Origin of the sequence: Methanoregula sp., assembly GCF_002835825.1 — an archaeon.
GTDB lineage: Archaea > Halobacteriota > Methanomicrobia > Methanomicrobiales > Methanospirillaceae > Methanoregula.
Map to the genome: position 1 here is coordinate 1 of NZ_PIZH01000020.1, position 12454 is coordinate 12454.

The following is a 12454-nucleotide window of genomic DNA, read 5'->3' on the forward strand; positions in this document are numbered from 1 at the left end:
CCCTATATCCGTACCGTCGCAGGAGCGCTCGCATCCCGCCAATATTCTCCCCGCTACATTACGATCGACCAGCTCAGAAAAGATCCGCTGCGAGCCGGCGATCTGAACAAGGCTGAACTGCTGGTCATGATCGCGGGGGTCACGGTACCGGGGAAATACCTCGGGGGAACGCCGGCACCGCGCACCGAGATCCAGCAGGTTGGGCACATGGTGAGGGGACCTAAGAAACTGATCGGCGGCCCCATCGGCTTTGGGTATGCCGGGGAGGGCGGGCAGAAGGCGGTCCGGCAGGTGATCAGCGGGTTTGATGCCCTTCTTTCCGGTGAACCGGCGGTTGCGCTGGACAATTACCTGGACGGAAACGAGCCTGAGGGAGTACTGGATTATTCCCGCACCGACCCGTGGAGCATAACGGGGAGCAGCATCGTCGCACAACACCCCGACTTCCCGTACGTGATGTGCGAGCTGGAGACTGCCCGTGGATGTTCGCATGGGGCAACGGGGGGCTGTTCATTCTGCACGGAACCGTTCTACGGTATGCCGAGATACCGGACCATTACAGCCGTTGCCGGGGAGGTTGCCGCACTCCATGCCCACGGCGCCCGGCACTTCCGTGTTGGGAGGCAGCCGGATATCCTCGCGTACGGGGCCGGACCGGGAGAGTATCCCGCACCGGAACCAGAGAAGATCGAAGCCCTCTTCTCCGCGATCCGTACAGCCGCCCCGGACCTCCGGACGCTGCATATCGACAACACCAACCCGCAGACCATTGCCCGGCACGAGGACGCGGCCCGGGAGGCCCTTCGTGCAATCATCCGGCACCACACCCCGGGTGATGTTGCCGCGTTCGGGATGGAGACAGCCGATCCTGCGGTTGTCCGGGCAAACAACCTGAAGGCGCTGCCGGATGAGGTCTTCCGGGCCATCGGGATCGTGAATGAAGAGGGCGGGAAACGCCGGGATAATGTGCCCGAACTTCTCCCGGGCCTCAACTTCGTCTGCGGGCTTGCCGGGGAGACGGAAAAGACCTACGATCTCAATGAGCTGTTCCTCAACCGTGTCCTGAAGGCCGGCCTCTCGGTGCGGCGGGTGAACATCCGGCAGGTGATGCCGTTTGAGGGCACGAAGGCTTACACGGAGAACATGCTCGGGAAGCACGAACGGCGGTTCCGGCAGTTCAAGGAGTATGTCCGGAACCGGATTGACCTGCCGATGCTCCAGCGGGTGTTTCCAATCGGCACTGTGCTCCGTGATGTCAGGATCGAGGTCTCGGCCCCCCTTTCCTTTGGCCGCCAGCCGGGGTCGTACCCGATCCTTGTCGGCATCCCCCTCATCCTTGCGGAACAGACCGTGACGGATGCTGTTGTCGTTGACTGGGGGATGCGGTCGGTGACAGCCCTTCCCGTCCCGGTCAGGATCAATGAGCTTCCTGCGTCTGCCCTCAAGTGGCTGCCGGGCGTGGGAAAGAAGAAGGTTGCGGCCGTTATTGCAAAGCGGCCGTTTAAGGACCTTGCAGCATTCCAGAGGATTGCAGGGAACTCTCCGGTAGACAGCCTGCTGAAATTCTGATCGTGCTCTTGCTCTCTTTGGAAGGTTCGCTATTACTCTTCCGGCCGTTCTGCGAACTGCCGGCAGGGGTCGGGCGGTGTACTTGTGCCGGGCCTCCGGAATCCCGCAACCGCACCTCCGGTCCGAAATACACAATCAGGGAAAACGAAAAAGAGGGATTGTCTGAGATTCAGACCTGCCGGAGCTCGGTGACTTTCAGGATGTCCGTGCGGGTAACGATGCCGAGGATCTTCCCGTCCGCGACAACAGGGATTCGCCCGATGTCCTTTGCCGACATGATCCGGAGGGCGTCAATGACCGGGGCTTCTGGCGGGAGCGTGATGACCTCCCTTGTCATGACATCACGGACCTGCATCGCTTCCCTGTCGATAGGTGAGGTCTTGTTGATGTCCGCCAGCGTGATCATGCCGACCAGCGTATCGCGCTCGATGACCGGGAAGCCGAGGTGCTTGCTTGCGTACATCATCGTGATGACCTCGCTGACCGGTGCCGTAGGGCCAACCGTAGTGACCGGGCTCGACATCATGGAACCGACCGTCACGTCCTGGAGGAGGTGGCTATATTTCACGGCACTTGACTCCATGTTCGCCCCGATGTAGATGAAAAGGGCGATCAGGATCAGGAATGGGGAGAACGCAAAGAGGCCGATGATGCCAAAGAGGATGGCAAACCCCTTGCCGATATCGGCCGCTATCTGGGTTGCCCGGTGGAGGGGCATTCGCTGGGCAAGCCATGCCCTGAGCACCCTGCCACCGTCCATGGGGAATGCCGGGATGAGGTTGAAGACGCAGAGGATGATGTTGAGCACCCCAAGATATCCGAGGGTAAAGACGAGGACGCCAGCCATACCCGGGTCCGTGGTAACGGACGGGACTGCATAGATGAGCAATGAGCAGAGGATCCCGAAGATGAGGCTTGCGATCGGCCCGACAAGGGCCATCGGGAGCTCGGCCTTCGGGTCGGGTATCCCCTCCTCCATGGTCGCGACCCCCCCGAAGATCATCAGCGTGATGCTGTTGATCGCGATCCCCTTGGCCCGTGCAACAAGGGAATGGGCAAGCTCGTGGACGAGGACACCAAAGAAGAGGCCAAGAGCCACGATCGCACCGAGTACGTACGGCATGTATCCCGAAGTTGCAAGTGAGGTGTCGATTTCGACCCGGTAGATCTCCCCGAGCATGTTGATGGTAAAGGGGATCTGGCTCCCGATGATCCAGGCAAAGAGGGGGATGACAAGCAGGAACGTATAGTGGATCAGGATCGGAATCCCGAAAATTCGCCCGATCCGGAAAGATCCGTCCATAATAAAGGGTTATCTTTTTAACTCTTAAGTATATACTTTCATCTGATAACGATGGAAACCCAGATTACCGAGTTGTTCGGGCTTCAGATTTACACGGACAAGGGCATGTTCATTGGCGAAGTCGAGGATGTTGTTCTCGACGTGGATTCCAAGAAGATGGAGGCGCTCGTCGTCGGCAAAGTCAACGATCAGCTCTTCGAGCTCAAGAATTACAAGGGCCTCAAGATCCCGTACCGGATCATCAGCGCAATCGATGATATCGTCCTGATCCGCCACCTGCCCGGAGCCTTTGCCGGTGGAAGCGGCAGCGGCGACATGGAATAATCTCATCCTTTATTCGAGGACAGCGGGAGATCCCCCCATATTTTCTGCTCCCGCGTGGTACTCCTATGGAAAACCGGGAAATCTTTTCAACGATCACCGCCATCCCTCCGGTTTTTGTGCGGCTTGACGGTCGGGCATTTCACCACCTTTCTGATGTGCTGGGCCTTGAGCGGCCGTTTGATGAGTTCTTCCACAAGGCAATGGTGACAGCCTGCACCGCGCTGGTGGCCGACAGCGGCCTCAACCCTGATCTCGCATACACCTTCTCTGACGAGATCAGCCTGTACTTCACAAAGCTCCCGTTCTCCGGTCGGGTGGAGAAGCTCGATTCGGTTGCAGCATCCTATGCAGCCAGCTCGTTCACGCTTGCGCTGGGAGGTACCACGCTCGTTGCGTTCGATGCCCGTGTCATCCCGGCAACACCGGAGTACGCAAAGGAGTACCTGGCGAACAGGCAGGCCGAGGCATGGAGAAACCACATCAATGCTTACTGCCAGCAGGCCTTAATCGAGGAGGGAATGAACCCACGCACGGCCCAGGAGCGGCTTATGGGTCTCCAGGCAAAAGACCTCCACGAGATGATGCATGAGCGGGGTTTCAACCTTGCCACCACGCCGGTATGGCAGCGCAGGGGAACGCTCGTGTACAAAAAACTCACGGAGAAGGAGGGGTTCAACCCGATCACAAAGGAGACGGTAATCACAGAGCGCAGCGCCGTGGTCGCGGAGTCCGATCTCCCCCTCTTCACGAGCCCCGAAGGGCAGGCATTTCTGGAAACGATTGTACAATAACCCGATACCTGATCCCCATCCTGTTTTCCACAACTCGGTCTGTATCAGCCCAAAGGGTTTTGAGGATTTCCGGATATCGGTTTTTTCTGTGGTTTTCTCGTGCCTTTGCATGGCATTAGGTTCATATAGATTGTTGCGATAATCCCCGAAATTATGCCACAAATACTAATTCTGACTTCAATATGTTCGTATTTTTAATTAAAAAACTATAAGTATAACTACAGTACACTATCACCTATCCACAACATGAGGAGGTGAAAATCTGTTCGACTGGGCCGTGTTCCTTAAGATTGTGATTGCAGTCCTCCAGGCAATCTTACAGAATCTGCCCGCGTAACCCGGCAATCGCCGGTTACGGGGGATGACCTTACTCCTTTTATCAACGGACAAGAGGGAATTATCAAACCAATCAACGGGGAAAAGAAAAGGAAGGCAAAAAAGCCGGGATTGTTATCCCGTCTTTGCAATACCAATCGTCATGGAAACGCCTTCCACATCCCATTCCTTCACGGATGCAAAGCGTGATACATCCGGCGTTGTTCCGTCTTTGCAGAACCCGAATGCCTTTGCCCGCACCTCGTCCCCGACCAGGGCAATCATCTGGTCGGTGTGGAGCAGGGCAAGGATGCGCTTGTCGTTGACCGAAACCTCGGCAGAGATGGTGTCCTCCACCGCAAGGTCGAGCTGTTTTCGCATCTCCTGGATCCGCCGGATCACTTCGCGGGCATAACCCTCTGCCTCGAGGTCCGGTGTCAGTGCCACGTCCACGTAGACGGTGGCGTCGGTCATCGGTGCCGAGAAGATGTCCGCGGGAAGCTTCTCGGTGAAGGTGACGTGCTCTGCCCCGATCTCGAATCTGGCAGCGCCATCCATCAGGGAGAATTTCTGTCCTGCATCGACCGCCGCCTTGATCGCGTTTCCATCTGCGGCTTCGATGAGTCCCTTGATCCTGAACGAGTCCTTGCCAAAGCCTTTGCCGAGTGCCTTCATCACCGGCTCGGCATGCCAGCCAATCCGGTCCCATCGTCCCATGACAACGGAGACCTTGCGGGCATTGGCCCGGTCCATGCAGACCGTATTGAGGCGCTCGATTGCGTCCTTCACCGGTTGGGCACTGGTCACGATCACGACTTCGGCAACCGGCCAGCGGAGCTTCCGTTTTCCGGTCTGCCGGGCATTGGCCTGAGCCTCATCGAACGATCTGACGAGCTCGACCGCCTGCTCCAGCTCCCGGTCAACCAGCACGGATTCTCCCGCATCCCAGTCGAGCATGTGGACGCTCACCCTGTCGTTCCTGCACCGGAGGTTCCCGTAAACCTGCTCGGTGAGGTGCGGGCAGAAGGGGGCAAGGAGCCCCATGAGGCGGCGCATGACGTAATACATCGTCTCGTACGCAAAGATCTTCTGCTCCGATTCGCCCTCAAGCCACATACGGGGCCGGACCAGCTGGACGTACCAGCGGGAGAGGTCTTCTAAGATGAAGTTGACAATCTCGCGGGTTGCCCGGTGGAGCTGGCACTCTTTTGTGGCGCTGTCGACCAGCGAGGCGACCGTGTTGATCCGCGAGATGATGAACCGGTCCTCATCCGGCATCTGGCGGATGTGGGCCCGGATAAAGGAGTCGTCCCAGGTCCCGTTGTTCGTGGCGGGCTCGAATTTGTCGAGGATCATGTACGGCAGCGGGAAGCGGTACACGTTCCAGAGGATGTTGACCGCACGGTTGATGGTGCCGACGCCTTCCCAGTTGAATTTCAGGTCGTCCCAGGGTGCAGAGGAGGAGAGGACGTAGAGCCGGAGGACGTCGACGCCGACCTTCTCGATGACATCGCCGGGGTTCACCACGTTCCCGAGGCTCTTTGACATCTTCTTGCCTTCTGCGTCGAGGGCGAAACCATGCATGCAGACGCTCTTGTACGGGGCCTTGCCAAACGCGATGGTGCTTGCCCCGAGCTGCGAGTAGAACCAGCCCCGGGTCTGGTCTTGCCCTTCGGTGATGAAATCGGCAGGCCAGAGTGCCTCGAAGTCTTTTGTCTCCTTCGGGAACCCGAGCGTTGCCCAGGAGGCTACTGCCGAGTCGAACCAGACATCGAAGATGTCGCCGACCCGCTTCATGGTGCCGCCGCAGGAGCAGGGGAACGTAACCTCGTCCACGTACGGGCGGTGGGGGTCGGGCAGCGGCTTACCGCTCAGTTTTTCGAGTTCCGCGATGGTGCCGACGACATGATACTTGTCGCATTTGCCGCAGACCCAGACCGGGATCGGGATACCCCAGTAGCGCTGGCGGGAGATGCACCAGTCGCGGGCCTCCTTGATCCAGTCGTAGAACCGTGCGGATCCTGCCCACTCGGGGTACCAGGTCACCTTCTCCACCTCTGAGAGCATCAGGTCCCTCATCTCGGATGCCTTCAGGAACCACTGCGAAGTTGCCCGGAAGATGATTGGGGTCTTGCACCGCCAGCAGTGGCCGTACCGGTGGGTGACCTTCTCCTGCGCGAGGAGGTGGTCGCCCAGTGCGGTAAGGACGTTTTCGTTTGCGTCCCGGACAAACTGGCCGGCAAACTCCCCGGCATTGTCTGTGAACCTGCCTGCACCGTCGACCGGGCAGACAATCTGGAGGCCTTCTTTTGTCCCGAGCACGAAGTCGTCCCAGCCATGGCCGGGGGCGATATGCACCATGCCGGTATTCTCGAGGGCAACAAAGTCCGCTGCAACGACCCGGTGCTGGATCTCTTTCTGGAGGGGGACATTTTCCTTCAGCGGCGACTCGTAGGTCCACCCAACGAGTTCTGAGCCCTTCTTCTTCTCGACAACCGCGAAGTCCTTGTACCGTCCCTTCTTCAGCACGGCCTTGACAAGGGGTTCAGCGATCCAGAGGAACTCCTCCTTCCCGTCCTTCTTTGCAAGCACCTTTGCGTACTCGAACTCCTTTGAGACCGCGACTGCCACGTTGGCCGGGAGGGTCCAGGGGGTTGTGGTCCATATGAGGAGAAACTCTCCCGTTTTTCCGGTGAGGGGGAACTTGACGAAGATCGAGGGGTCGCTCTCGTCCCAGTACTCCACCTCGGCATCCGCGATCGCCGTCTCGCACCGGGGGCACCAGTTCACCACCCGATGGCCGCGTTCCAGCATGCCCCGCTCCTGTGCCCGGGCAAGGGTCCACCAGGCAGCCTCGATATACTCGGGTTTTACGGTCTGGTACGCACCGGGGAAATCCAGCCAGACACCGAGGGCTAAAAACTGGTCGTCCATCAGCTTCTTGTTCTCTACCGCGAACTCCCGGCACTTCTCGATGAACGGCTGGATCCCGAACTTCTCGATGTCCTTTTTTGAGACAAATCCCAGTGCCTGCTCGACCTTCACCTCTATGGGGAGTCCGTGCATGTCGTACCCCGCCCGGTCGATGACGTTTCTGCCATTCATGCGCTGGTAACGCAGGACCGAGTCCTTGATGATCTTGTTCCATGCGGTCCCGAGATGGATGTGTCCCGTGGTGTAGGGCGGACCGTCCACGAAAAAGAACGGTTTGCATGCTGCCCGCTGCTGCTTAACTGCCTGGTAGGTATCGTGGGTGCGCCAGTATTCCTGCACCTCACGCTCGATCTCCTTTGCGCTGAAGTTCGCGGTGACTTCCTTCACTTACAACCCCTCGTGGCATTCCCCGCCTCCGCTTTGAGCCGGTGGAATATGCGATAGATACGTTTGCTCCACTGCACAAAGTAGTTTTTCTCCTGTTTGATTCCTCCTGTCCTCTGGTGCAGGCCGCACTACGACACCGGTGCCTCGGCCTCATGCCGGTTTTGCCGATGGTGCTATGTATGTCCTGCTGCCCATACTGGATCAGGAACAAACGGAGCACACCGATGACCGAGATCTACCCGCTCCTCCTGGGAGGAGAGAAAAAGGAGACAAAGGAGACAATTCCCGTACGGTTCCCGTACACGGGCGAACTGTACTGCACGGTCAGCCAGGCAACGAGCAATGACCTGAAGGCAGCAGTGACAAAGGCAGTATCCGGGTTTGAGAAGACGCGCCGGCTCCCCGTTCATGCCCGGGCGGAGATCCTGCACAACCTCGCAGACGCGATCCATACGAGGGCAAAAGAACTTGTCGAGGTCATGGTCATGGAAGGGGGCAAGACCCGGAAGTTTGCTACCGCCGAACTGGGCCGGGCTGAGGTGACGATCCGGACATCGGCAGAAGAAGCAAAACGGGTCTATGGCGAGATCATCCCCCTTGACCTGAGCAAGGATACAGAGGGCAGAACAGGGTTCCTCCGGCGCTTCCCGCTCGGGCCTGTTGCCGGTATCGTGCCCTTCAACTTCCCGCTCAACCTTGCCTGCCACAAGCTTGCGCCTGCCATCGCCGCGGGAAACTCAGTCATCCTCAAGCCCGCATCCGCCACACCGGTCTCGAGTCTCCTTCTCGGGGAGATGGCCATTGATGCAGGAGTACCGCCCGAGGCGGTCAGTGTTGTGCCGTGCACGGGAGCACGTGCAGAGGCGCTCGCCCGGGACCCCCGTGTTGCCTTCCTCTCGTTCACCGGCTCCTGCGCTGTCGGCTGGCACCTGCGGGAGATTGCGGGGAGGAAGAAGGTTGGCCTGGAACTTGGCGGCAATGCGGCAACGATCGTGCACGAGGACGCAAACCTGCCCTTTGCCGCCCAGCGGATCGTGACCGGCGGGTTCACAAACGCCGGCCAGGTCTGTATCTCGGTCCAGCGGGTGCTCGTACACCGGCCGGTGTACGAGGAGCTCGTGGAGATGGTGGTCTCCGGCACAAAGGCCCTGAAGGTCGGCGACCCCCGTGACCCGGCAACGGACGTGGGCCCGATGATCGACCAGCTGAAGGCCGAGGAGGCGTACCGGAAAGTGCAGGAAGCAATCCGCCAGGGAGCCCGGGCACTTGTCGGGGGAACGCTCGAAGGGACGATGTTTTCCCCGACGGTTCTTGAAGGGACGACACCGGCAATGCGGGTGAACTGTGAGGAAGTCTTCGCACCGGTCATTTCTGTCGTGCCCTATGACGATTTCGATGAGGCGCTCCGGATCGCCAATACCGGGGAGTACGGGCTCCAGGTCGGCATCTTCACCCAGAACCTCAACCGGGCCATGCGGGCGTACGCAGAGATGGATGTCGGGGGTGTGATCGTGAACGACATCCCGACCTTCCGCACGGACCAGATGCCCTATGGCGGGGCCAAGGGATCGGGCCTTGGAAGGGAAGGCCCGCGGTTCGCTATCGAGGAGATGAGCGCACTCCGGCTGATGGTGGTCAACCGCGATGGTGGGAAGGAATAGGAACATCAGGAGTGCCTGCAGGTGCAGAAGATACAGATTGCCGTTGCCGGGGGTGCAGAGGCTGATGCAGAGGAGTACGAAACCGCCCGTGTAGTCGGCCGGCTCATCGCGGAGAACAGGGCCGTGCTCATCTGCGGCGGGCTCGGCGGGGTGATGGAGGCCGCCTGCCGGGGTGCGCAGGAACAGGGCGGGACAACGGTCGGGATCATCTCTGGCACCGGTGACGGGAATCCGTACCTGGGTATAGTTGTCCGGACCGGCCTTGGCCACGGGCGGAACGTGCTCGTAGCGCAATCGGGGGATGCGCTGATCGCAGTCGGTGGAAGTTACGGAACGCTCTCCGAGATCGCAATCGCGTTAAAGACCGGTTGCCCGGTCTTTGGTCTCTCCACGTGGGAGATCGAAGGAGTTGTGTCGTGCATGACGCCGGACGAGGCGGTGAAGCGGGCGCTCGAAGCAGCAAAGGTGAGGGCAGCCGGCCGGAGCCACCCTTAATCGCCTGCAATGACAAAGAAAGAAACAATGAGGATCGCACTCATCAACTCCCGGCAGGACAAGGCCGGGCTGAATATCCGGCACCACATCGAACGGCTCCTGGACGCCAGGGACACTGCCGTACCGGAGAACGGTCATGCATACGATTTTTACGATGTGGAAGAGCGCCTGATCCATACATCGGCAGTTGATGCGAAGATCGATTGCGACCTCGTTATCTTTCTCTCCCGCCATTCCAGCGTGAACCCGGTTCCGGTCCTTACCGTCCACGTTACGGGGAACTACCGGGACGCGGAACTGGGCGGCAGTCCCCGGACGCTCGCCCCTGCAGCCCCCGCCATGATGCAGGCAACCCTCCGGGCCCTTGCCCGGCACTGCCCCGCCGGCTACCGTGTCTCCTTCGAGGTAACTCATCACGGGCCGACCGATCTCGTCCACCCCTCGTTCTTTGTCGAGATCGGGAGCACGGAGAAAGAGTGGACCGACAAGGAAGCGGGACGGGCTGTGGCGGAGAGCGTCCTCTCTGCCGTGCCACAGAACCCCGTCCCCCTGATCGGGTTTGGCGGCACCCATTACGCAGCCCGCCAGACCGAGATAGCCCTTACCTCGCGGGGAGCATTCGGCCACATTGCCCATACCCGCGAGATCGCGACACTGGACGAGGCGATGGTGCGTTCGATGCTGGAGCAGAGTGGGGCTGTCGCAGTCTATGTCGACCGGAAAGCACTCGACAAGACGGATCTCAACCGGGTATCCGGGATGCTCGACGCTCTCTCTGTACCCCGGCTCACCGAGAGCGAGATCACGTCCCTTGGTCACCTGTCCTGGGACACGTATTGTGCCATCCGGAAGATGGCGGGAGCAGTCTCGCCTGGTGCCCGGTGTTTCATTCACGCACTTTCCGGTTCGGGCGAACCGGTCCTTGTACGGGCAAATCCGGTTTTGCTGGCCGAAACTGCCAAAACAAACGAGCCGGACCTGTTAAAAAATCTGGACGATCTGCCCGTTGTTCACCTTTCCACGCACGATAACCGCCTGCTTCCCGAATTCATCACCTTTGCGGGGAATTCCCCGGAAATCATACATGCTTTAAATACATTGTGCGTAAAAATCATACGTAGAGAAGAGATCACTGCAACGGAGAACGATTGGCTGATCATCACGAAGGTCCGGTTCGATCCGCAAAAAGCGCGCGAACTGGGGATCCTGCCCGGGCCTTCCTACAAAGAGCTGGCAGGGGGCCGGCCGGTAGTTGCTGGTGGGAGGACGATCACACCGGACATGGTGTCCTCCGTCAGTGAGATCCGAGTCCACATCCCGGGGTTGGAGAAGATTTCATGAGGTCCATTGTTGAAGAGGCACTCACCAAGGCAAGGGACGAGACAGTGTCCCCTATGCAGAATAACGAAGACCTTGACCAGATTCTTGCGGAGCTCAAAACCGAGATCGCGGTGGTCGGCTGCGGAGGCGGCGGGTCGAACACGATCTCCCGCATGACGGAGGAGGGTATCCACGGCGCCAAGCTCATCGCCATCAACACGGATGCCCAGCACCTGATCCGCACCCGTGCCGACCAGCGTATCCTTGTCGGCCGGCAGCGGACCCGGGGCCTCGGCGCCGGCTCCATTCCACAGATTGGTGAGGAAGCAGCCCTCGAGAACGAGCAGGAGATCCGTGCCCTCGTCTCCGGCTGCGACATGGTCTTCATCACGGTCGGGCTTGGCGGCGGTACCGGAACGGGTGTTGCCCCGGTTGTCGCCAAGGCTGCCCGGGAAGAAGGGGCCTTAACCATCGCGATCGTCACCCTGCCGTTCGCCGCAGAGGGCTCGATCCGGATGGAGAACGCAGAAGCCGGGCTTGAACGTCTCCGGGACGTTGCCGACACGGTCATTGTTGTGCCCAATGACCGGCTGCTCGAAGTCGTCCCAAAGCTCCCCCTCTATGCGGCATTCAAGGTGGCAGATGAAGTCCTGATGCGTGCGGTCAAGGGCATCACTGAACTGATCACGATGCCCGGGCTCGTCAACCTCGACTTTGCCGATGTCCGCACTGTCATGGAGCGCGGTGGCGTTGCCATGATCGGGATGGGCGAGAGCGACTCCGAGGACAAGGCCGCAGACTCGGTAAAGAAGGCAATCCGTTCCCCGCTGCTCGATGTGGATATCAGCGGCGCAACCGCCGCGCTCGTGAACGTGGTTGGCGGCCCGGACATGACCATGGAAGAGGCCGAGGGCGTTGTCCAGGAAGTCTATGCCCGCGTGGACCCGAACGCCCGGATCATCTGGGGTGCGCAGATTGACCCGGCCATGGAGGACAAGATGCGGACCCTCCTGGTCGTGACTGGCGTACGGTCGCCACAAATATATGGTCGTAGTGAGAAGCTTACCCCCAAAGTACAGAAACAGTTTGAGATCGATTTTCTCAAGTGATTACATATGGAAATTTCCAAGCCAGAAATCAAAACGGACGTCATCCATGAGGAATTGTTCCGCAAGTACCTCAGGGTCTTAAAACTCGCGCGCACTCCCACCCGGGAAGAGTTCACCAAGATCGCCACCGTTGCGGCGGCCGGTATCCTCCTTGTCGGGATGATCGGGTTCATCATCTTCGTGTTTTTCGACCACAAACTGATGCTGGGATTCTGATCCCCGATGTCTATGACCCAGCCCCAGACC

Annotated in this window: 10 protein-coding genes; 8 read left to right on the forward strand and 2 right to left on the reverse strand. The window is 59.4% G+C overall.

Translation table 11 applies throughout. The annotated features are described in order from the left end of the window. Positions 1-1569 (forward strand): radical SAM protein (locus CW742_RS01520; protein ID WP_292415687.1); only part of this gene is annotated, 1569 nt, incomplete at its 5' end. A 169-nt stretch (positions 1570-1738) separates the two neighbouring features. Here CW742_RS01520 and CW742_RS01525 read toward each other — a convergent pair. After that, positions 1739-2872 carry a CBS domain-containing protein gene (locus CW742_RS01525; RefSeq protein ID WP_292415688.1) on the reverse strand — a complete coding sequence of 378 codons (1134 nt, stop codon included), beginning with the start codon at positions 2870-2872 and terminating at the stop codon, positions 1739-1741. A 51-nt stretch (positions 2873-2923) separates the two neighbouring features. On the opposite strand from CW742_RS01525, the gene CW742_RS01530 reads away from it, so the two are divergent. Next, the gene (locus CW742_RS01530; protein WP_015284428.1) at positions 2924-3196 is read left to right on the forward strand and encodes a PRC-barrel domain-containing protein; all 273 of its coding nucleotides are present in this window, start codon (positions 2924-2926) and stop codon (positions 3194-3196) included. A 65-nt stretch (positions 3197-3261) separates the two neighbouring features. After that, positions 3262-3987 carry a tRNA(His) guanylyltransferase Thg1 family protein gene (locus tag CW742_RS01535; RefSeq protein ID WP_292415691.1) on the forward strand — a complete coding sequence of 242 codons (726 nt, stop codon included), beginning with the start codon at positions 3262-3264 and terminating at the stop codon, positions 3985-3987. A gap of 450 nt (positions 3988-4437) precedes the next feature. Here the strand turns inward: CW742_RS01535 and ileS are convergent, their stop codons facing one another. Then, complete coding sequence (gene ileS, locus CW742_RS01540) at positions 4438-7623, reverse strand: isoleucine--tRNA ligase (RefSeq protein WP_292415692.1); 3186 nt, start codon at positions 7621-7623, stop codon at positions 4438-4440. A gap of 179 nt (positions 7624-7802) precedes the next feature. Here ileS and CW742_RS01545 point away from each other — a divergent pair, with 179 nt between their 5' ends. The 5 genes from CW742_RS01545 to CW742_RS01565 are packed head-to-tail and all read left to right on the forward strand — an operon-like array spanning position 7803 to position 12424. Continuing rightward, on the forward strand, positions 7803-9284 hold the full coding sequence (locus CW742_RS01545; protein WP_292415694.1) for an aldehyde dehydrogenase family protein: 1482 nt from the start codon (positions 7803-7805) through the stop codon (positions 9282-9284). A gap of 21 nt (positions 9285-9305) precedes the next feature. Then, positions 9306-9779: a TIGR00725 family protein gene (locus CW742_RS01550; protein ID WP_394339451.1), complete on the forward strand. Its 474-nt coding sequence runs from the start codon at positions 9306-9308 to the stop codon at positions 9777-9779. Between the two features lie 9 nt (positions 9780-9788). Then, positions 9789-11120 (forward strand): D-aminoacyl-tRNA deacylase, encoded by a 1332-nt coding sequence (locus CW742_RS01555; protein WP_292415696.1) that lies wholly within the window; start codon positions 9789-9791, stop codon positions 11118-11120. Continuing rightward, a complete protein-coding gene (ftsZ, locus tag CW742_RS01560; protein WP_292415698.1) occupies positions 11117-12208 on the forward strand; it encodes a cell division protein FtsZ in 1092 nt (363 codons plus the stop codon). Before CW742_RS01555 ends, ftsZ begins: the two co-directional genes overlap by 4 nt. Before the next feature lie 6 nt (positions 12209-12214). Further along, positions 12215-12424 carry a protein translocase SEC61 complex subunit gamma gene (locus tag CW742_RS01565; RefSeq protein ID WP_292415699.1) on the forward strand — a complete coding sequence of 70 codons (210 nt, stop codon included), beginning with the start codon at positions 12215-12217 and terminating at the stop codon, positions 12422-12424. Positions 12425-12454 lie beyond the last annotated feature (30 nt).

What these genes read in the sequence shown, in the direction of transcription:
- CW742_RS01525 (WP_292415688.1), bottom strand. Translation starts at nt 2,872, where the DNA reads ATGGACGGATCTTTCCGGATCGGGCGAATTTTCGGGATTCCGATCCTG.
- CW742_RS01530 (WP_015284428.1), top strand. Translation starts at nt 2,924, where the DNA reads ATGGAAACCCAGATTACCGAGTTGTTCGGGCTTCAGATTTACACGGAC.
- CW742_RS01535 (WP_292415691.1), top strand. Translation starts at nt 3,262, where the DNA reads ATGGAAAACCGGGAAATCTTTTCAACGATCACCGCCATCCCTCCGGTT.
- CW742_RS01545 (WP_292415694.1), top strand. Translation starts at nt 7,803, where the DNA reads ATGTCCTGCTGCCCATACTGGATCAGGAACAAACGGAGCACACCGATG.
- CW742_RS01555 (WP_292415696.1), top strand. Translation starts at nt 9,789, where the DNA reads ATGACAAAGAAAGAAACAATGAGGATCGCACTCATCAACTCCCGGCAG.
- ftsZ (WP_292415698.1), top strand. Translation starts at nt 11,117, where the DNA reads ATGAGGTCCATTGTTGAAGAGGCACTCACCAAGGCAAGGGACGAGACA.
- CW742_RS01565 (WP_292415699.1), top strand. Translation starts at nt 12,215, where the DNA reads ATGGAAATTTCCAAGCCAGAAATCAAAACGGACGTCATCCATGAGGAA.